This is a genomic window from Terrihabitans soli (genome assembly GCF_014191545.1).
GTDB lineage: Bacteria > Pseudomonadota > Alphaproteobacteria > Rhizobiales > Methylopilaceae > Flaviflagellibacter > Flaviflagellibacter soli.
Window position 1 is genome coordinate 3,053,211 of record NZ_AP023361.1, and the last position, 20,262, is coordinate 3,073,472.

The following is a 20,262-nucleotide window of genomic DNA, read 5'->3' on the forward strand; positions in this document are numbered from 1 at the left end:
GGAAATCTCCGAAGTGTCAATTGTCAGGACCCGAACGCCTCCGGGATCCCTGGGACGGGCGCCGTTCGTCTTTTTATGACGCGGCAATTTCGGTTGTCTATCACAAAGCGATCGGCAGGCATCTTTCATTCTGGGAGACGCCTGCCGATCCCCGACCTGTCGCAACTCACACGTCTGGACGAGGCGTATCGAGCGTGACGCTAGCGGCTCAGGGTTCACTCCCTCGGCCTTTGCCACGAACGCTTTCAGACGCTTGACGCACGCCAACGACTCGGATGGGTACGTTGAAGGCTTCGGGGGCGGCATGGAACAGATCAGGGCCTTGACGACGATCCGCTTCGTCGCGGCATTTTATGTGTTCCTTTTTCATATGCATGTGCATTTTGATCTGGGCTTCCGGGGTACCCTCGCGCGTTTCGTCAACAATGGTGCGGTCGGAATGACGATCTTTTTCGTCCTTTCCGGCTTTATCCTTGCGGTTACCTACGGTACGGACCTCAACGTCAGAAAGTTCGCGGTTCGCCGGGTAGCTCGCATCGTGCCGGTGTATACTCTTGCGGCGCTTCTGACATTGCCCTGGTTCTGGGGTCCCAAGACAGACACACTCACAGAGGCGACGGTCGTCGTCCTTGCGCACCTATTCATGGTGCAGGCATGGGACCGCGCGCTATTTCCGGTCTGGAATTTCTCCGCGAGCTGGTCGCTTTCCGCAGAGGCGTTCTTTTACCTCTGCTTCCCTGCTCTGCTTTGGATGCTGCGCAAGCGGAGCAATTCGGTCGTTTGGGCCATCCTGGCTATTGGCATTGCCGCATCACTTGTCCCCGCGGTCGCTTGGCACGTTTTTCATGCTGGCCGATCAGTCTATTCCGTGCCCATCTGGCGCTTTCCGGAGTTTATCAGCGGGGCATGCGCCGGCGTTTTATACGCGCGTGGAATGCGATTTGAGAATCCAGGCCGATGGGCTATTGCCGCGTTCACAATTTTTGTATGTATACTTTGTTGGGTAAAATCGGAGATTTATGTCGATCTGAACGTGATCGCGCTTCCCAGTATTTTGATCTTGCTCGCGACTATACCCGACTGTCGGATTCGAGCTCTCGAGAGCAACTCGGCTGTATTTCTTGGCAAGATAAGCTTCGCCGCTTACCTCCTGCAGACGCCACTTATCTTTGTAATCCGCGATCATAAAGCGACGCCGGACCTCGCTCTACTCATGGAGCACTCCGCGCCGTTCTTCGCGCTAGCGCTCGCCGTTCTTCTCGCAGCTTCCGCACTTGTTTTTCTTGCTGTGGAGGAACCGGCGCGTGCGGCACTTACGAAACGCTTCGAAGCAGCCAAGCGCGAGAAGCCGGACGCCAGCGCCGCTTCTTAACAAATCAACGGTCCCGATCATCCGTTCGGTCGAATGGACGATCTGCTGGCGTGCCTCACTTCACCCGCCACACCTTGAACACATCGCCGGCCGGCACGGGATCGAGCCCCGAAGGCACATCGCCTTTTTCCAGCGCCGTTCGCAGGCTGTCTTTGGGGAAAGCGACGGGAGAGGTGCCGCGGGCCGGGCACAGCATCACATAAACAACGCCGCGCGTTTTCAGCAGCGATACCGCGAACCCGGCAGGTGCAGCCCACAGATCGTGCGCCGTGGAAATGCCCTCGCCCATCCGGTGATAGGGAGCCGCCAGCGCGCTGTGCGGCGTATGCGCCAGGAGATGCGGCCCGGTGTCGATATCGGCGAGAACAAGGCCCGGAGTGACCGCGGCAAATTCCGCAAAGCTTGCGCTGGCCGTGCACAGCTTGCGGTCTGCGGAGGTCTCGGCCCGCTGCGATCCGGCGATAGCGGCGGCCGCAAAAGCGATCGGTGTCGGCGAAATGAGAAGCGCGGCGATCCCTGTCGCCACGAAGTTTCCGCCGATCCGCTTCGGCAAAAGAAGCGGGAACACTCCGGCGAGAAGCACTGCCGCAAACGCGCCGGCATAGGACAGCGAGCGCACGACAAAGAAGCCCGACAGCAGGGCCGCGATGAAAACGGCGACGACGAGAATGAAGGCGGGATCGCGAAGGAGCTTGCGCTCACGCACCACCGCAATTGCAAAAGCGATCAGGGCCAGCACCGGCGGTGCCATCAGCGTCGCGGCCAACGGCGGCCGGATTTTGTAGAAGTCCGGCCAGCTCATGACTTCGACGACATGGTCGAACCAGTCGGTTTTGAGGCGCGGCGCCATATGCGCGAAGGGGCCGGACGCGCAAGCGGGATCGAGGCCGAGATAAAAGGCGAGCGAGACGCCGCCCGCAGCAAGCACCGCGAAGAGGCGCAGCAAGCGTCCGCCTTTGACAAAACTTGCGAGCAGAAGGCCGAGCGATGCGGCCGCAAGACCGGCCAGAAGATTGACCGAAAGCATGTCACAGGCCGTTGCCGTCCAGAGCCGCGGCGGCGTCTGCGCAGCGAAAGCGATCAAAGCCGTCGCACCCAGAGCCAGCGCATAGCGGCGCGCGGCCTTTGCGTAGTGTGCGCCGTCGGCAAAGCGCAGGGCGATTTTCACGCCGCAGAGCGCGGCGAAGATGATCGCCTCAAGTCCGATGGCGAGAAGAAGCCCCGTCGCGATGCCGGCGAGCCAAGGCCCCCAGCGCGTTTCGAGATTGACCGCCCCGGCCAGCACCAGCATGGACAGCGCGATCTGCGCATTGTGATGATCGATCCTTCCCGGGCCGAACTGCATCTGCACCGGAACGGACGCGATGAAGATCGCGGCGGCCAGCACCGCGGCCGAACCGCCGAGACGGCGCGCAACCAGCGCCGCACCGAGCACAAGCGGAAACACCCAAAGCAGCGGCCAAACGAAGCGGAAGACGAGTTCGGCGGTCTCGGGCGACAAGAAGAGACCGAGTATCCCATCGAGAAGAGCCATCGCTCCATCGAGCAGGCGCGACCAGTGCATATCGAGACCTTCGGGCGGCTGAAGGCGGTCGATATGCGTGTCGAACCAGGCACGGCCGGACAAAAGATCGCGAACCATCGACAGGCGCAGCGCGTCGTCGGTGTCGCCGAGCGAGTCGGGCAGGCGGCTCCAGCCGCGCATCGCCTGGATCGTGGCGACGAGCAGCGTGGCGGCGAGCGCCACGCGCGCCGGACGCCCGGGCGATATAAGGTCCGGAACCGGCGACCAGTTCATCTGAAACTCCCCGCCGCCAACATGCCCGGCCCGGGTTCATGCCGGGTAAAGGTCCCGCGCCTGCGTGGAGTTACGCATCCTTTAGGCTTTTCGGGCCAATCTCCCGCCAGCCGTAACCCGAGTTCAATTCCGTGCCGCCAGCCGCCCTCACCAAGCCTGCTCCCGCGCGGCCGTCTTCCGCTATCGCTTTGCTGCAGCTGGTTTTTTCGTTCAATCTGACGCGCTTCCTCATGGTCGGCGGCGCCGGCCTCATCCTCGATGCCGGCCTGTTTTCGCTCCTGGCTTATGAAGGCGTTCCCGAGCCGCTCGCCCGCGCCGCCTCGCTCGGCGCCGCAACATTTTTGACCTGGCGGCTGAACCGCCGTTTCACATTCGGGGACAGCCACAGGCTCCAGCCCTTCGAAGGCAGCTGGTATGTCGCGGTGGCGCTGGGTGCCCAGGGCCTGTCCTATCTGATCTTCCTGACGCTGCGCGGCATCACACCGGATCTTCCGGCCCTCGGAGCGCTCCTGATCGGCGCGATCACTGCTACGGCCTTCTCCTATTCGGGCCAGCGCTTCCTGACATTCAGAGGACGCGTGCGCGCATGAACGCCGATATCGAAACGCTGATCATCGGCGCGGGACCTGCCGGTCTGACGGCCGGCTATCTTCTGACAAAGGAAGGCCGCGACGTTCTCATCATCGAGCGCGACGAGACATATGTCGGCGGCATTTCCCGCACCGTCGATTACAAGGGCTTCCTGTTCGATGTCGGCGGCCACCGCTTCTTCTCGAAGTCGAAGGAAGTCGTCGATCTGTGGCGCGAAATTCTGCCGGACGATTTTATCCAGCGGCCGCGCCTGTCGCGCATCTTCTATGGCGGCAAATTCTACTCCTACCCGCTGAAAGCGCGTGAGGCTCTGTTCAATCTCGGCATCATGAACAGCGTCGCCTGCGTCCTGTCCTATGCCTGGGCGCGCGTCCGCCCGGTGAAAGATCCGAAGACCTTCCACCAATGGGTCCGCAATCAGTTCGGCGAGCGCCTGTTCTCGATCTTCTTCCGCACCTACACGGAAAAGGTCTGGGGCATGTCCTGCGACGACATCTCGGCCGATTGGGCAGCGCAGCGCATCAAGGGCCTCGATCTTTTCTCGGCCATCAAGAACGCGCTCGGCTTTGGCGGCGGCGGCAAAGGCCAGATCAAGACGCTGATTCAGAGCTTCGATTATCCGCGCCGCGGCCCCGGCATGATGTGGGAGACCGCCGCAGACAAGATTCGCGCGAAGGGCGGCACAATTCTCATGGGTCGCACTTTGTCGGGCATGAGCTGGAACTCGGAACAGGGCATCTGGACGGTGAGCGTTTCCCTCGCCTCAGGCGAAATCGAAACCTTCACCGCGCGCAACGTCATTTCCTCGGCACCGATCCGCGAGCTTTCGACGGCGATGTCGCCGCGGCCCTTGAGCCTCTTCCATGCGCGCGAGCTGAAATACCGCGACTTCCTCACCGTCGCCTTGATCATCCGCTCGGAGACCGATCTCTTCCCGGACAACTGGATCTACATCCACGATCCGTCGGTAAAGGTCGGCCGCGTGCAGAACTTCCTGTCCTGGTCGCCCGACATGGTGCCGGCACCGGGCTATGCCTGTCTCGGCCTCGAATATTTCTGCTTCGAGGGCGACGGCCTCTGGTCGGCGGACGATCAGGATCTCGTCGCGCTGGCGAAAAAGGAAATCGGCCAGATCGGTCTTTGCGACCCGGACCTCATCGTCGATGCCTGCGTCGTGCGCCAGCCCAAGGCCTATCCGGTGTATGACGAAGAGTATCGCGACCACGTCATGGCGATCCGCCTCGACATGGAAGGCTCGTTCCCGACGCTGCACCTCGTCGGCCGTAACGGCATGCACAAATACAATAATCAGGACCACGCGATGATGACCGCGATGCTGACGGTCAAAAACATCCTCGCCGGCAAGCGCGTCTACGATGTCTGGGGTGTCAACGAAGACGCCGAATATTCGGAATCCGGCACGTCCGGCGAGCGCGCCGCGCTCGCGTCCGAACGCCTTGTTCCCGGCCGGGCCGCGTAAGCTTAGACCAAAGTCGCCCGTGGCCCTTAAGCCACATTGCTGCTTTAAGGAAATGCCCGGGGATTGCAGGGTACCACCTGCGACATGATCTTGCGGGCTAGCGCTCCGACAACGGACTTTCCATGCTCTCCTCTCTCCGCCTCTCGACTGCGGCTATCCTGCTGTTTTCATTCGCACTTCCGGCCACGGCGCAGGAAATGCCGGCGCTGCCGGTCTCGGTCGCAAAGGCCGTCAAACGACAGGTCGTCGATTGGGCGGAAATGCCCGGGCGGTTTGAAGCTGCAAATTATGTCGAGGTCCGCGCGCAAGTCGCCGGTGAGCTCGAGAGCGTCCACTTCGAAGACGGCCAGATCGTCAAACCGGGCGATCTTCTGTTCCGCATCGACTCGTCCCAGTTCAAGGCGGCCGCGGAAGCGGCGGAAGCGGCCATCCGCACCAATCAGACGCGGCTCGATCTCGCCGCCCAGGAACAGAAGCGCGGCCAGGAGCTGCGCGGCACCGGCAACATCCCCGAGTCGGTGTTCCAGCAGCGCAATCAGGCCTTCCTCGAGGCGCAGGCCAATCTCGACCAGTCGAAGGCCGAGTTCGAGCGCGCCCGCATCAGCCTTGGCTATACCGACATCACCGCGCCCATCTCCGGCAAAGTCGGCCGCAAGCTCGTTACCGAAGGCAATCTCGTCTCCGACGGCTCGGCCGGCACGCTGCTGACGACGATCGTCCAGTTCGATCCGGTCTATTTCTATTTCGACGTCGACGAGCAGAGCTTCCTGACCTATCAGCGCTCGCGCACCGGCGAGGCGCTGTCGCAGCATTATCAGCAGGTCTTCATTGCGCTGTCGGACGAAACGACCTTCACGCATCAGGCCAAGCTCGACTTCATCGCCAATCAGGTCGATCCCGCGACCGGCACGATCCGCGTGCGCGCGGTGATGCCCAATGCCGATCAGTTCGTAACGCCCGGCCTCTTCGGCCGCGTCAAACTGCAGACGCGCCCGCCCTATGAAGCGCTGGTTATTCCCGACGACGCGATCACACTCGACCAGACGCGCCGTATCGTCATGACGGTGAACAAGGACGGCGTCGTCGAGCCGAAAGAAATTCAGACCGGCCCGCGCATCGGGAAATTCCGCGTCGTGACCTCAGGGATCACCGAGAACGACACGCTGATCGTCAACGGCCTGATGCGCGCGCGTCCGGGCGGAAAGGTCGTGCCGACGCCGGTTGAGATCAAAGTGCCGGACGATCTGACGCGTCCCGACAAGATAGAGAACTGAGGCCGGATCGATGCGCTTCGGCCACTTCTTCATCGACCGCCCGATCTTCGCAGCCGTGGTGTCCATCATCACGGTGGTGATCGGCTTCGTCGCGCTCGTCAATCTTCCGATCGCGCAATATCCAAGCATTGCCCCGCCGACCGTCGTCATTCAGGCGACCTATCCGGGCGCCAACGCCGAAACCATCGCCGAAACCGTCGCCGCGCCGATCGAACAGCAGATCAACGGCGTCGAGGGCATGATCTACATGACCTCGCAGGCAACGTCCGACGGCGTTCTGCAAACGACGGTGACATTCGAAATCGGCACCGATCTCGATATCGCGCAGGTTCAGGTGCAGAACCGCGTGAACCAGGCCGAACCGCGCCTGCCGGAAGAGGTACGCCGCTTAGGCGTCCGCGTGAACAAGTCGTCGAACGACTTCCTCATGGTCGTGAACCTCTATTCGCCCGACCAGACGCTCGATGAACTTTACATCTCGACTTACGTCTATCTGAACATCCGCGACCGTCTCGCCCGCCTCGAAGGCGTCGGCGACATGTTCGTCTTCGGTGCGCGCGAACTGTCGCTGCGTGTGTGGCTCGATCCGCTGAAGCTTGCCTCCTATTCGCTGACGCCGGCCGAGGTCGTCGGCGCGCTGCAGGAACAGAACGTCCAGGTTTCGGGCGGTGCGCTCGGCCAGCCGCCCGCGCCGGCCGATACCGATTTCCAGGTCATGGTGACGACGCAAGGGCGCTTCCGCACGCCCGAGCAGTTCAAGGACGTCATCATCAAGAGCGCCGAAGGCCGCCTCCTGCGTCTGAAGGATGTCGCGCGCGTCGAGTTCGGCGCCCAGACCTATACAACGAACTCCTATCTCAACGGGCAGTATGCGGTCGGCGTCGGCATCAATCAGCGCCCGGGCTCGAACGCGCTCGCCGCCGCCGAAGTCGTGCTCAACGAAATGGAACTCCTGAAGAAGGATTTCCCGAAGGGCCTCGATTACGCCGTCGTCTATAACCCGACCGAATTCGTCGCCGACTCGATCGAGGCCGTCACCGAGACGATCTGGGAAGCGATCGCGCTCGTCGTGCTCGTCGTGCTCATCTTCCTGCAGAGCTGGCGCGCCGCGATCATTCCGATCATCGCCATTCCCGTCTCGCTGATCGGCACGTTCGCCGTCATGGCGGGCTTCGGCTACTCGATCAACATGCTGACTCTGTTCGGCCTGATCCTGGCCATCGGCATTGTGGTCGACGATGCCATCGTTGTCGTCGAAAACGTCGAGCGCAATATCGCCGAAGGCAAGACGCCGCGCGAAGCCGCGCATATCACCATGGACGAAGTGGGCGTCGCCGTCATCGCCATCGCCCTCGTTCTGTCCGCGGTGTTCGTGCCGACCGCTTTCATTCCCGGCATTTCCGGCCAGTTCTACAAACAGTTCGCGCTGACGATTGCCGCCGCGACCATCATCTCGGCCTTCAATTCGCTGACTCTCTCTCCGGCGCTCGCCGCCATGCTGCTGCGTCCGCACGCGCATGGCAGCAAGCGCAGCCTGATCCGCCGCGCGGCGGACGGGTTCAACAAGCGCTTCGACTGGCTGTCGCTGAAATATTCGCACGGCGTCGAACGTGTCGTCGGCCACAAGATCATCGCGCTCGGCATTTACGGCGCGCTTGTCGCGCTGACGATCTTCGTCTTCGGCCGCGTGCCGCAGGGCTTCATCCCGCAGAGCGACCAGAGCTACGCCATCGTCGCCGTGCAGCTGCCGGAAGGCGCATCATTGCAGCGCACCGATGCCGTCGTCCGCAAGATCATCGAGATCTCGCGCAAGACCGACGGCGTTGCCAACGCCATCGGCATCGCCGGCTTCTCCGGCGCGACCTTCACCGCAGCCTCCAACGCCGCAGCGATCTTCACGCCCTTCGAGCCGTTCCAGACGCGCGTGCCCAAACATCGCGATGCGACCTCGATCATCGCCGATCTTCAGGCCGGCGTATCCGGCATTGAAGATGCGTTCGTCATCGTCATCGCGCCGCCTTCCGTTCAGGGCCTCGGCACCGGCGGCGGTTTCAACATGCAGATCCAGGACCGCGGCGGCGTCGGCATCCGTGCGCTGGAACAGGCCGTCACCGAAGTGACGACGGCGGCCGCGACCGAGCCGACTTTGATGGGCGTGTTCACGACCTTCAACACCCGTTCGCCGCAGATCTATGTCGATATCGACCGCGAAAAGGCCCAGCTCCTCGGCGTGCCCGTCGGCAATATCTTCCAGGCGCTGCAGGTCTTCATCGGCTCGGCCTATGTCAACGACTTCACGGCGTATGGACGCTCCTTCCAGGTCAACGCCCAGGCCGATGCACCCTACCGCATCGAATCCGCCGATCTGACGCGCATCAAAGTACGCTCGTCTGCCGGCGCGCTGGTGCCGCTTGGAACACTTGTGAAGATCTCGGACGCGACCGGTCCCTACACAGTCAACCGCCACAATCTCTACACCGCGGTGTCGGTGCAGGGTCAGGGCGTGCCGGGTGTCTCATCATCGACCGCGCTTGCCAAGATGGAAGAGATCGCCGCGCGCGTTCTGCCGCCGGGCGTCGGCTATGAATGGACGGAGCTTGCCTATCAGGAACGCAATGCCGGCAATCCGATCTACATTTTCATGCTTGGCGTTCTGTTCGTCTTCCTCGTGCTCGCCGCGCAATATGAAAGCTGGTCGCTGCCCTTCTCGATCATCCTGATCGTGCCGCTGTCCATTCTCGCTGCTTTGTTCGGCGTGATGCTGCGCGGGCAGGACAACAATATCCTGACGCAGATCGGCTTCGTCGTGCTGGTCGGCCTTGCCGCCAAGAACGCCATTCTGATCGTCGAGTTCGCGCGCCAGAATGAAGAGGAAGGCAAGACGACGGTTGAGGCCGTCATCGAGGCCTGCCGCCAGCGTCTGCGCCCGATCCTCATGACCTCGCTCGCCTTCACCCTCGGCACGGTGCCGCTCGCTATCGCCTCGGGCGCCGGCGCGGAACTGCGCCAGGCCATCGGCACGGCGGTCGTGTTCGGCATGATCGGCGTCACCGTGCTCGGCCTGTTCCTGACCCCGGTCTTCTATGTCGTGGTCCGCTGGACGACCGAGAATTTCGGCTCCTACATCCTGCCGCGCCTGGTCAGTCTCGGCCGCGGCGGCGCCCGCGACATCGCGGCGTTTGCCCGCAAGCCCAAGGGACGCCAGAAACGCTGAATGGGTCTCCCCATTCATAAGCTCGGAAGAACCGCTCTGCGGATCCTCATCGCCTGGCTGCTTGCCTTCCAGCCGATGGTGGCCGCGCATGCGGCCGCCTCCATGGCGGGGCAGGCGCCGCTTTCGATGGAGCTGTGCCGCAGCGCAGGTCTCGATCGGAAGGCGTCCGATCAGGGCATCCCTTCGGGCACGGACCACTCCTCCGAATGCTGCCTCAGCGCCGTACCAGTTCCGGCTCCGCCGCCGGAAGCGGCACTCGAAGTCTCTGAACCTTCGATCTTTTTTGAAACGCTCGCGCAGCTTAGCGACAGCGTTTTTGTCGCGACCGCCGGACTCGGCCCGCAATCGGCCCGCGCCCCGCCTCTCTGAACTCTCCCAACGAAAACTTGACCTGCGGGCTGATGCTCCGCTCCCTGTCTTTTGGAGAGTTCGATGTTCACTTTCACGCGCCATTTCGGCGCTTTCATGCTTGCCGCGCTTCTTCTCACCGGCCCCGTATCCGCTCACGGCTACAAAATCGGATCGCTTGCGATCGGCCACCCTTGGGCGCGCGAAACGCCGCCCTCAGCGCAGACGGGCGCCGGCTATCTCACGGTGAAGAACACCGGAACCGAGGCCGACACGCTCATCGCTGTCGAAACCTCGGGCGCCGCAAAAGTCGAAATCCATCAATCGATCAATGAGAACGGCGTCGCCAAAATGCGGCCCGTCACCGGCATCGACATTCCCGCCGGCGGATCGCTCGAGCTGAAATCCGGCGGCTATCATCTCATGCTGATCGATCTGAAGGAGCCGCTCGCCGAAGGCATGCGCATTCCCGCCACGCTGACCTTTGAGAAAGCCGGCAAGATCGATGTCGAATTTGCCGTCGAAGGCATGGGCTATGGAGGCCCGAACGCCAAGCCCGGCACCGCGCCCCCCGCCGAAGAGCACAAGCACCACTGAAAATACGAAGCCCGCTACAGAAGCTGTAGCGGGCTTCTTCTTTTCGGGATGAGAACAGACTTGCAACGCGCGTCTCAACGCGCATGGTTATCGGATGGAACAAAACGAGATTCTGATCGGCCTCTCACCCGCCGAACGTCTGCGGCCCGACGGCCGTCAATCGCCGCGCGCTTCCGATATCGCCCGCGGCACGATGCGTCTGATGCGCTCGCTTGGACTGTCCTGCGTGCCGGAACTGCCGCTCGCTTCGGGCCGGCGCGCCGATCTTGTCGCCTTCTGCCCGAAGGGCCGCATCTTCATCATCGAGATCAAATCCTGCCTCGCCGATTTTCAGGCGGACAATAAATGGGAGGATTACCGCGCCCATTGCGACCGGCTTTATTTCGCGGTCGATCCGGATTTTCCCAAAGACATCATTCCCGATGAGGCGGGCCTCATCTTAGCCGACCGTTACGGCGCGCAGGTCCTGCGCGAGCCGGACGAACACCCGCTCGCGGGCGCGACGCGGCGCATGATGGCGCTGCATCTTGCACACACGACCGCGCACCGGCTGCACACTCTGTGCGATCCGGAAATGGCGGCGGAATTGATGTGAGTTCCCCGGACAGCGCGCGACGAAGTCGCGTCGCGTGATCCGGGGTCCAGATATAGAGAGCGGCAAAGCCGCGCGTTAATCCTGGGTCCCGGATATTCACTGCGCTACGCGCAGCTCTTCCGGGACACTAACGCGGGGCGCGCTTGGCCAGAATGCGCTGCAGCGTGCGGCGGTGCATGTTGAGACGGCGCGCCGTCTCCGAGACATTGCGTCCGCACAGTTCATACACGCGCTGGATATGCTCCCAGCGCACGCGATCGGCCGACATCGGATTTTCCGGCGGACGCGGCTTCGAATCCGGAAGCGCCATCAAAGCGGCATGGATTTCGTCCGCGTCGGCGGGCTTGGCCAGATAGTCCACGGCACCGAGTTTCACCGCGGTAACGGCGGTGGCGATGTTGCCGTAACCGGTCAGAACGATGCCCTTGGCATCGGGGCGGCGCTGTTTCAGCGCCGAAATGACATCGAGCCCGTTGCCGTCGCCGAGCCGCATATCGACCACGGCAAAGGCGGGCTGCGCGCTGTCGACGAGAGCCAGGCCCTCGCGGACACTTTCGGCGGCGTGGACGATATAGCCGCGCGTTTCCATGGCGCGGGCAAGGCGCTGCACGAACGCCTTGTCATCGTCGACAATGAGCAAAGAAAGATCGCCCTGGGGGGCGGCGGTATCGGCCATAATCGCTGGTTCCCGGGCCGCTCTCCGGCGGCTCCTTTTGCCGCACATCTATTGTGCAACACCACCAAGACACAAGCCTTTAGGGCCAAACCGGACCGAAAAGCTTAGACCTTGGCTAACTCAAAGGCCGATCGGGGCCATAAAACCGTGACCACAGCGCCGGTTTCGCCGTTTTCGAAGCCGACTTTGGCCCCTGACCTCTCGAGTAAGGTTTTGGCGATGAAGACACCGAGGCCGAGCCCCGGCCGGTCGGTTTCCGGGGGCGCCCGGCCCGCCCCTCGGGTGGTGAGATAGGGGTCGCCGAGGCGGGCAAGGACCTCCGGCGGGAAGCCCGGGCCGTCGTCCTTTATGGTCACGCCGATCTCGCTCTCGTCCCAGCGGGCCGTGATCTGCACCTTCTGGCTGGCGAAATCGACGGCGTTTTCAACGAGATTGCCGAGACCGTAGAGGACGCCCGGATTGCGGCGGGCGACCGGCTCGTTCCTGTCCTTTTCCGGCGCGTCGATTTCGATGGCGACGCCGAATTCGCGATGCGGCGCCACGACATCCTCGATCAGATGCCGGATCGTCATTTCGGTGTGCGGCGCATCTTCCTCATGCAGCGAGGTCAGCTTCTGCAGAATCTCGCGGCAGCGGTCGACCTGCTCGCGCAGCAGATGGACGTCGTCGCGCACCGGGCCTTCCGGCACCGTCTTCTCGAGTTCGCGCGCCACAAGGCGGATGGTGGCGAGCGGCGTTCCGAGTTCATGGGCCGCAGCGGCCGCGAGCCCATCGAGCGCCGACATATGCTGCTCGCGCGCCAGAACGAGTTCGGTCGCCGACAGCGCATCGGAGAGCTGGCGGCCTTCATCGGCAACGCGCCAAGCGTAAATGCCGATAAAGCCGAGCGCGAGGCAGATCGCGGTCCAGACACCCGCCACATAAAGACCCGGCACCTGGAAGACGCCGCCCGGCCAGGGCAGCGGCATATGGAAGACGGCCAGCACGCTGACGCAGACGAAAGCCAGAATGCCGAGCAGAGTCGTCGGCAGCGGCGGAAGGCTTGTCGCCGAAATCAGAACCGGCGCGAGAAAGAGCATGGCGAACGGATTTTCGAGACCGCCGGTGAGAGCCAGAAGAATGGCGAGCTGAACGATGTCGAACCCGAGCAGCATCGCGGCGCGGCGCGTATCGAGGCGTTCGGTCACCGGATAGACGAGGCGCAGAAAAATGTTCAGCACCGCCGAGGCCAGAATGGCGACGAAGCACATCGCCAGAGGCAGCTCGACGCCGAGCCCGAAAAACACCCCGACCACCGCGGCCGTCTGCCCGGCAATGGCCAGCCAGCGCAGCCGGATAAGCGTATCGAGCCGGAGCAGATAGGCCGGGGAGAAACCGGACATTTGCGAGAAGGTGTCGGGCATGGCTCTTCTTTAGCGCAAGCCGGGCGGCCTGCGAAATCGGCCGCGCGCTGAGATGGTTAGCCCCTCGATAAATCCGCTTCGAGGGGCTAGATAGCCCTCCGATGTCCGATATCCCCGCCATCGAGGTCGAGAACCTCGTCAAGATTTACGATGACGTGACCGCCGTCGACGGGGTCAGCCTGACGATCCCCAAAGGCGCAATCGTCGGACTTCTCGGCGGCAACGGCGCCGGCAAGACGACGACGATCACCTCGATCATGGGGCTTCTGCGCCCGACCTCGGGCAGAACACGCGTTCTCGGCGCCGACATGATGCGCGAGCGGCACAGCGTCCTGCACCGCATGAACTTCCAGAGTCCCTATGTCGATCTGCCGGGCCGCCTGACCGTCCGCCAGAACCTTCTGACCTTTGCGCGCCTGTACGGACACCCAAATCCCAAGGCGCGGGCACAGCAACTGGCCGAAGAGCTTGAACTTTTTCCCTTCTTCGACCGCAAGACCGGCCAGCTCTCGGCCGGACAGAAGACGCGCGTGGCGCTGGCCAAAGCGCTCGTCAACGATCCGGAAGTGCTGCTGCTCGACGAACCGACCGCCTCGCTCGATCCCGACACCGCCGGCTGGATCCGCGACCGGATTTCAGATCACCGGACGAAGAAGGGCGCGACCATCCTTCTGGCCTCGCACAATATGCGCGAGGTGGAGCGCCTGTGCGACCGCGTCGTCTTCATGCGGCGCGGCAAGATCGTTGCGGACGCGACGCCCACGGAACTTCTCGAAAAATACGGGCGCGAGACGATGGAGGATGTCTTCATCGATGTCGCGCGCGGGGAAGCGGCCATGGCGGCGCTGGAGGGCGCGCTGTGAGGGATATCGCCTATCGCGCATTTTCGCCGGCGCGCATCGGCGCGATGGTGATGCGCCAGATCTATGTGCTGCGGTCGTCCTGGCCGCGCCTGCTCGAAATCGTCTACTGGCCGGCCATGTCCATGCTGACCTGGGGCTTCCTGCAGACCTGGGTCGGCCAGCAATCGGGGAGCGCTGCGGCCGCCGCCGGAACTTTGCTCGGCTCGATCCTGCTCTGGGACATTCTGGTGCGTGGGGGGCTCGGCTTTTCCATCACCTTCCTTGAGGAGATGTACGCCAAGAACATCGGCAATCTGATGATGAGCCCGCTGACGCCGCTCGAATTCGTCTGCTCGCTCGGCGTGATGAGCATTGTGCGCCTTCTGATCGGCCTTGTGCCGGTCTCGCTGATCGCCCTCGTTCTGTTCGGCTTCAATCTCTGGGGGCTCGGCTTTCCGCTGATCCTCTTCTTCATCAATCTCATCTTCACCGCCTGGGCGGTGTCGCTGGTCGTGGCCGGCCTCATCCTGCGCCACGGCCTCGGCGCCGAGAGTCTCGCCTGGACGGCCATCTTCATCATGATGCCGCTCTCGGCCGTCTTCTATCCGGTGGCGGTGCTGCCGCCCGCGGCGCAATATGTCGCCTGGGCCCTGCCGCCGAGCTATGTCTTCGAGGGCATGCGGGCGCTGCTGGTCGAGGGGGTTTTCCGCAGCGATCTGATGCTCTGGGCGCTCTGCCTCAACGCCATATATTTCGGAATTGCCGTTCTGGTGTTCCTGCGTCTCCTCGACGGAGCGCGGACGGCCGGCTCGCTTCTGGCGTCCAATACCGAGTAATCAGAACGCCTGGCGTACGGGATCGGGGATTTCAAACCCGGCTTCGGTTCCGCCGAATCTCTCTTGTGTCGTGGTGTCGAAAGCGGCGTAGAGAGCCCCTTTTATGGTGAGACCGACATAGCGGTCTTCGGCGCTCCAGACGATCTCGAGGTCGTCCTGGCCGAAACCGGGTTCCGCGCTGACGATGTGAATATGGGCGACGATTTGCGACCCGTCCGGCTGATGCATATCGAAAAGATAAAAATACCCGGTTTCGCCGTCATACTCGAAGACCGCTCCGGCACCGCTGGGCAGCGCCGAACTCACATACATATCCGCCATGCGGGTCACCCTTTCGGGACGCCATCGGACCCCGAATATAAGCCAGCGCTTGATTTTCTGCGTCTTCTTCCTGATATGCGGGGCACATGACCGACAGCGACATCAACGAACAGCCGGCTCCCGAGGCCGGGCCCGACATCGAGGCCGCGGCTGACGCGATCCTCAAGCTTGCCGCCGAAAACGCCGAGCTCAAGGACCGCGCCCTGCGCACCCTCGCCGAAATGGAAAATCTGCGGAAGCGCACCGAAAAGGAGGTCGCGGATTCGCGCGCCTATGCGGTGACATCCTTTGCGCGCGATCTTCTGACGGTCGCCGACAATCTTTCGCGCGCGCTCGGCTCGGTGCCCGAAGGCGAAGACAATGCGGCGCTGAAAGCGCTGACGGAGGGCGTCGGCCTCACCCATCGCGAACTCGAATCCGTTCTCGCCAAGCACGGCGTCGCCAAGGTCGATCCGCAGCCGGGCGAGCGTTTCGATCCGAACCTGCATCAGGCGATGTTCGAAGTGCCCGATCCGAGCCAGCCCAATGGCTCGGTGGTTCAGGTCGTGCAGCCGGGCTTCACCATTTCGGGACGCCTGTTGCGCCCGGCCATGGTGGGCGTGTCCAAAGGCGGCCCGAAGCCCGAAGCCGGCCTCGACCGCAAGGCTTAAATTAACCTTCCGCAAACCATGCGCGTTGATCCGCCTCTGCAACCGCGGATCAATTTTAGCGAAACCGAATTCTTTCCTTTGAGAAAGAGTTGGGTGAGCGACATGCCTATGTTTCGCACAGGCAGCCGGGCCAAGCCCGAAGAAGTCTCCGTCGATATCGGCGATGACGGTTCGACCGCACGCGTCCTGCCACCCCTGAGCTCCCAGAGCGACGTCACCATTCACGATCTTCGTTTGTCGACGGCGCTGCATGTCGCCGGCGCTCTGGCCGAGCGATTGGGAACGCAGGTGTGCGTGCTCGACAAGGGAAATTACGTCGTCCTGATCGACGACGATCCCATGGCGCTTCTCGCATCATAACGGCGAGTGCACATACATGACGCCGCCGGCCGCTCAACTCGGCTATAGGCGAGTTGAGATTTGCCGAACCCGAGCTGACCCGCGTCCGTTGGCCGGCGGCTTTTTTAGCCCTTAGGCTGCGGCCTTGTTCTTGATGGCGCCAATGATCGCCGTCAGTACGAGGCCGGCAACGCCGCCGCCGACCGCCTGGCTGGCGATGGCTGCAACGTCAATTCCGGCGCCTTCCGCCGCGGCAAGCGCGGGGACAAGCATCGACAGCAGATAGCCGCCACCGACGCCGCCGATCGCGCCGACAATTGAATTCACCAGCGTGCCGAGATCAAAGCTCGGGCTGACCTTGCCTGCGGCATTGCCGCCGACCGCGCCAGAAATGAGCTGGACGATAAGGTTGATGATTGCGGGCGACATAAGCCCCTCCCAAAAAGCCCCGCTTTTGGCTATGTGACGTCCGCCCCGGGGCTTTGAGCGGAGGTTCCTTTGGGCGTCAGTCTAGCAGAGGGGTGGGGGAAGGCGACGGGGTCTCACAAAAGCCTTTGATGAAATTCATCACGGCGGCGTTAGCGACCTGTCTTGCGGCTCAAAAACCCCCTTCTTATATAGCGGCCAACGCCGTTTTTCCGGTGTGTATTTTTTCTTTGGGAGACCGCTGCCTGCCAGTGGCAGGACGGCCTTGAACCGGGGTGCCTTTTGGGGCCCCAACTGGTCTCGCTGAACGTTAAGGGGATGAAAAGTCATGGCGAAGGTCATCGGTATAGACCTCGGTACAACCAATTCCTGCGTCGCCGTCATGGACGGCTCGACGCCCAAAGTCATTGAAAACGCTGAAGGTGCCCGCACCACCCCGTCCATCGTCGCCTTTACCGACGAGGGCGAGCGTCTGGTCGGCCAGCCGGCCAAGCGCCAGGCGGTCACCAATCCGGAGCGCACCATTTTCGCGGTCAAGCGCCTGATCGGCCGCCGCTTCGACGACCCCGAGGTCGTCAAGGCCCGCAAGCTCTCGCCCTTCCCCATCGTCAAGGGCGATAATGGCGATGCCTGGGTCGAAGTCGACGGCAAGAAATATTCGCCGGCGCAGATCTCGGCCTTCATCCTGCAGAAGATGAAAGAAACGGCCGAAGCCAATCTCGGCCAGACGGTCACTCAGGCCGTCATTACCGTTCCCGCTTACTTCAACGACGCGCAGCGCCAGGCGACGAAAGACGCCGGCAAGATCGCCGGCCTTGAAGTGCTCCGCATCATCAACGAGCCGACGGCGGCCGCGCTCGCTTACGGCCTCGACAAGAAGTCCACCGGCACGATCGCGGTCTACGACCTCGGCGGCGGCACGTTCGACGTTTCGATTCTTGAGATCGGCGACGGCGTGTTCGAAGTGAAGTCGACGAACGGTGATACCTTCCTCGGCGGTGAAGACTTCGACATGCGCCTTGTCGGTTTCCTGGCCGATGAGTTCAAGAAAGAACAGGGCATCGACCTTCGTAACGACAAGCTTGCTCTGCAGCGCCTGAAGGAAGCTGCCGAAAAGGCGAAGATCGAACTGTCTTCCGCGCAGCAGACGGAAATCAACCTGCCCTTCATCACGGCCGACGCTTCGGGTCCGAAGCATCTGACGCTGAAGCTGACGCGCGCCAAGTTCGAGCAGCTGGTCGACGATCTCGTGCAGCGCACCGTCGATCCGTGCCGCAAGGCGCTTCAGGATGCCGGCCTCAAAGCCTCCGACATCGACGAAGTCGTTCTCGTCGGCGGCCAGACCCGCATGCCGAAGGTTCAGGAAGTCGTCAAAGCCTTCTTCGGCAAGGAGCCGCATAAGGGCGTCAATCCGGACGAAGTCGTCGCCATCGGCGCCGCCGTCCAGGCCGGCGTTCTGCAGGGCGACGTCAAGGACGTCCTTCTGCTCGACGTCACGCCGCTCTCGCTCGGCATCGAGACGCTCGGCGGTGTCTTTACGCGCCTGATCGACCGCAACACGACGATCCCGACCAAGAAGTCGCAGACCTTCTCGACGGCCGACGACAATCAGAGCGCCGTGACGATCCGCGTCTTCCAGGGCGAGCGTGAGATGGCGGCCGACAACAAACTGCTCGGCCAGTTCGATCTCATGGGCATTCCGCCGGCGCCGCGCGGCACGCCGCAGATCGAAGTGACCTTCGACATCGACGCCAACGGCATCGTCAACGTGACGGCCAAGGACAAGGCGACGAACAAGGAACAGCAGATCCGTATTCAGGCATCTGGCGGCCTTTCCGACGCCGACATCGAAAAGATGGTCAAGGACGCCGAAGCCAATGCCGAGGCCGACAAGAAGCGGCGCGCGCTGGTGGAAGCCAAGAATCAGGGCGAGAGCCTGATCCATTCGACCGAGAAGTCGATCAAGGAACTCGGCGACAAGGCGCCGGCCGCGGACAAGTCCGCGACGGAAGCTGCGATCGGCGAACTGCGCACCGCGCTCGAAGGCGAGGACGTGGAGAACATCCAGGCCAAGACCCAGTCGCTGGCGGAAGCCGCGATGAAGATCGGCGAGGCCCTCTACGCCCAGCAGCAGTCAGGCGGCGAAGGCGGCGGCGATGCCGGTTCGGCCGGCAAGGAAGATGTGGTCGACGCCGATTTCGAGGAAGTCGACGACGACAAGAAGTCGGCGTAATTCTGCGCCGGGGACTGCAACACATGATCAAACCTCGTCCCGTGATGGCTTTGGACGCCGGGACGAGGTTTTGTTTTTTGGGCTGAGCGATGGCGAAACGCTGTTTTTATGAAACGCTCGGCGTCGACCGGGCCGCGAAAGAACCCGATCTCAAATCGGCCTTCCGCAAAAAGGCGATGGAATGCCATCCCGACCGCAATCCCGGCGATCACACCGCCGAGGAGCGCTTCAAGGAAATCAACGTCGCCTATGAGACGCTGAAGGACCCGCAGAAGCGCGCGGCCTATGACCGGTTCGGCCACGCGGCCTTCGAGAACGGCGGCGGCATGGGCGGTTTCGGCGGCGCCGAGTTCGGCGCCGGCATGGCGGATATTTTCGAGAGCATGTTCGGCGACATCATGGGCCGGCGCGGCCGCGGCGGCTCCTCCGCCACCCGCGGCTCCGATCTCCGCTACAACATGGAGATCACGCTCGAGGACGCGTTCACCGGCAAGACCGCCCAAGTGCGCATGCCGACCCCCGTCACCTGCGAAAGCTGCGGCGGCTCCGGCGCCAAAGCCGGCTGTAAACCGCACCAGTGCTCGACCTGCGGCGGCTCCGGCAAGATCCGTTCGAGTCAGGGCTTTTTCCTGATGGAGCGTACCTGCCACGCCTGTCAGGGGCGCGGCGAGGTGTGCGACGACCCCTGCACCTCGTGCTCGGGCCAGGGCCGCGTCACACGCGAACGGACCCTGCAGGTCAACATCCCGCCGGGCGTCGAAGAAGGCACCCGTATCCGTCTCGCCGGCGAGGGCGAGGCCGGACTGCGCGGCGGCCCCTCGGGCGATCTTTATATTTTCCTGTCGCTTGCCCCCCACGCGTTTTTCCAGCGTGACGGCGCCGATCTCTACTGCCGCGTGCCGATCGCCATGACGGAAGCGGCCCTTGGCGGCCAGATCGAGGTGCCGACGATTTCCGGGGACCGGGAAAAAGTGAAGATTTCCGACGGCACCCAGTCCGGAAAGCAGTTCCGGATCAAAGGCCGGGGCATGCCGGTCTTGCGTTCGCGTGAAATTGGCGATCTTTATATCCAGGTCGAAGTGGAGATTCCGAAGAACCTCTCGAAGCGGCAGCGTGAGCTCCTGGAGGAATTCCGGCAGGCCTCTAACGAGGACAACCATCCGGAAGCCACCGGCTTCTTCGCCCGCGTCAAGGATCTGTTCGGAACCCGCGACGTCTGAGTAAGTCATATACAGGCGGCCGTTCGGCCTCCTGCCTCGCGAGTTCC

At 62.8% G+C, this 20,262-nt stretch carries 19 protein-coding genes; 14 read left to right on the top strand and 5 right to left on the bottom strand.

Going from position 1 to position 20,262, the window contains the following annotated elements:
* Window positions 1-304: 304 nt before the first annotated feature.
* Window positions 305-1,372 (top strand): acyltransferase family protein, encoded by a 1,068-nt coding sequence (locus IZ6_RS15580; RefSeq protein WP_222875940.1) that lies wholly within the window; start codon window positions 305-307, stop codon window positions 1,370-1,372.
* 55 nt (window positions 1,373-1,427) lie between these two features.
* Here the strand turns inward: IZ6_RS15580 and IZ6_RS15585 are convergent, their stop codons facing one another.
* The gene (locus IZ6_RS15585; RefSeq protein WP_222875941.1) at window positions 1,428-3,170 is read right to left on the bottom strand and encodes a hypothetical protein; all 1,743 of its coding nucleotides are present in this window, start codon (window positions 3,168-3,170) and stop codon (window positions 1,428-1,430) included.
* 131 nt (window positions 3,171-3,301) lie between these two features.
* On the opposite strand from IZ6_RS15585, the gene IZ6_RS15590 reads away from it, so the two are divergent.
* The 7 genes from IZ6_RS15590 (at window position 3,302) to IZ6_RS15620 (ending at window position 11,269) form a co-directional block, all read left to right on the top strand.
* On the top strand, window positions 3,302-3,760 hold the full coding sequence (locus IZ6_RS15590; RefSeq protein ID WP_222875942.1) for a GtrA family protein: 459 nt from the start codon (window positions 3,302-3,304) through the stop codon (window positions 3,758-3,760).
* The gene (locus IZ6_RS15595; protein WP_222875943.1) at window positions 3,757-5,241 is read left to right on the top strand and encodes an NAD(P)/FAD-dependent oxidoreductase; all 1,485 of its coding nucleotides are present in this window, start codon (window positions 3,757-3,759) and stop codon (window positions 5,239-5,241) included. Before IZ6_RS15590 ends, IZ6_RS15595 begins: the two co-directional genes overlap by 4 nt.
* Window positions 5,242-5,363: 122 nt before the next feature.
* A complete protein-coding gene (locus tag IZ6_RS15600; protein WP_222875944.1) occupies window positions 5,364-6,515 on the top strand; it encodes an efflux RND transporter periplasmic adaptor subunit in 1,152 nt (383 codons plus the stop codon).
* A gap of 10 nt (window positions 6,516-6,525) precedes the next feature.
* Window positions 6,526-9,729 (top strand): efflux RND transporter permease subunit, encoded by a 3,204-nt coding sequence (locus tag IZ6_RS15605; RefSeq protein WP_222875945.1) that lies wholly within the window; start codon window positions 6,526-6,528, stop codon window positions 9,727-9,729.
* Entirely contained in the window at window positions 9,730-10,098 is a 369-nt protein-coding gene (locus IZ6_RS15610) for a DUF2946 family protein (protein ID WP_222875946.1), read from the top strand. It abuts the gene before it with no gap.
* A 63-nt stretch (window positions 10,099-10,161) separates the two neighbouring features.
* The gene (locus IZ6_RS15615) at window positions 10,162-10,674 is read left to right on the top strand and encodes a copper chaperone PCu(A)C (RefSeq protein ID WP_225873939.1); all 513 of its coding nucleotides are present in this window, start codon (window positions 10,162-10,164) and stop codon (window positions 10,672-10,674) included.
* 94 nt (window positions 10,675-10,768) lie between these two features.
* A complete protein-coding gene (locus IZ6_RS15620; RefSeq protein WP_222875947.1) occupies window positions 10,769-11,269 on the top strand; it encodes an MmcB family DNA repair protein in 501 nt (166 codons plus the stop codon).
* Window positions 11,270-11,396: 127 nt separating this feature from the next.
* Here the strand turns inward: IZ6_RS15620 and IZ6_RS15625 are convergent, their stop codons facing one another.
* Window positions 11,397-11,945: an ActR/PrrA/RegA family redox response regulator transcription factor gene (locus IZ6_RS15625; RefSeq protein WP_222875948.1), complete on the bottom strand. Its 549-nt coding sequence runs from the start codon at window positions 11,943-11,945 to the stop codon at window positions 11,397-11,399.
* Window positions 11,946-12,049: 104 nt separating this feature from the next.
* Window positions 12,050-13,348, bottom strand: coding sequence for an ActS/PrrB/RegB family redox-sensitive histidine kinase (locus IZ6_RS15630; protein WP_222875949.1), 1,299 nt, complete (start codon window positions 13,346-13,348; stop codon window positions 12,050-12,052).
* A 101-nt stretch (window positions 13,349-13,449) separates the two neighbouring features.
* Between IZ6_RS15630 and IZ6_RS15635 the strand changes: the two genes are divergently transcribed.
* Both IZ6_RS15635 and IZ6_RS15640 read left to right on the top strand, forming a co-directional pair.
* Window positions 13,450-14,211 (top strand): ABC transporter ATP-binding protein, encoded by a 762-nt coding sequence (locus IZ6_RS15635; protein ID WP_222875950.1) that lies wholly within the window; start codon window positions 13,450-13,452, stop codon window positions 14,209-14,211.
* The gene (locus tag IZ6_RS15640; RefSeq protein WP_222875951.1) at window positions 14,208-15,026 is read left to right on the top strand and encodes an ABC transporter permease; all 819 of its coding nucleotides are present in this window, start codon (window positions 14,208-14,210) and stop codon (window positions 15,024-15,026) included. The genes IZ6_RS15635 and IZ6_RS15640 overlap by 4 nt, the downstream gene beginning before the upstream one ends.
* Here IZ6_RS15640 and IZ6_RS15645 read toward each other — a convergent pair whose 3' ends face one another.
* Window positions 15,027-15,332: a DUF2251 domain-containing protein gene (locus tag IZ6_RS15645; protein WP_222875952.1), complete on the bottom strand. Its 306-nt coding sequence runs from the start codon at window positions 15,330-15,332 to the stop codon at window positions 15,027-15,029.
* Between the two features lie 101 nt (window positions 15,333-15,433).
* Here IZ6_RS15645 and grpE point away from each other — a divergent pair, with 101 nt between their 5' ends.
* Both grpE and IZ6_RS15655 read left to right on the top strand, forming a co-directional pair.
* Window positions 15,434-15,997, top strand: a complete 564-nt coding sequence (gene grpE / locus IZ6_RS15650) for a nucleotide exchange factor GrpE (RefSeq protein ID WP_222875953.1) — start codon at window positions 15,434-15,436, stop codon at window positions 15,995-15,997.
* 102 nt (window positions 15,998-16,099) lie between these two features.
* Complete coding sequence (locus IZ6_RS15655) at window positions 16,100-16,357, top strand: hypothetical protein (RefSeq protein ID WP_222875954.1); 258 nt, start codon at window positions 16,100-16,102, stop codon at window positions 16,355-16,357.
* Window positions 16,358-16,468: 111 nt separating this feature from the next.
* Here the strand turns inward: IZ6_RS15655 and IZ6_RS15660 are convergent, their stop codons facing one another.
* The gene (locus IZ6_RS15660; RefSeq protein ID WP_222875955.1) at window positions 16,469-16,765 is read right to left on the bottom strand and encodes a hypothetical protein; all 297 of its coding nucleotides are present in this window, start codon (window positions 16,763-16,765) and stop codon (window positions 16,469-16,471) included.
* A gap of 325 nt (window positions 16,766-17,090) precedes the next feature.
* Between IZ6_RS15660 and dnaK the strand changes: the two genes are divergently transcribed.
* Window positions 17,091-18,995, top strand: a complete 1,905-nt coding sequence (gene dnaK, locus IZ6_RS15665; protein ID WP_222875956.1) for a molecular chaperone DnaK — start codon at window positions 17,091-17,093, stop codon at window positions 18,993-18,995.
* Window positions 18,996-19,084: 89 nt separating this feature from the next.
* On the top strand, window positions 19,085-20,215 hold the full coding sequence (gene dnaJ / locus IZ6_RS15670; protein WP_222875957.1) for a molecular chaperone DnaJ: 1,131 nt from the start codon (window positions 19,085-19,087) through the stop codon (window positions 20,213-20,215).
* The last annotated feature ends 47 nt before the right edge of the window (window positions 20,216-20,262 follow it).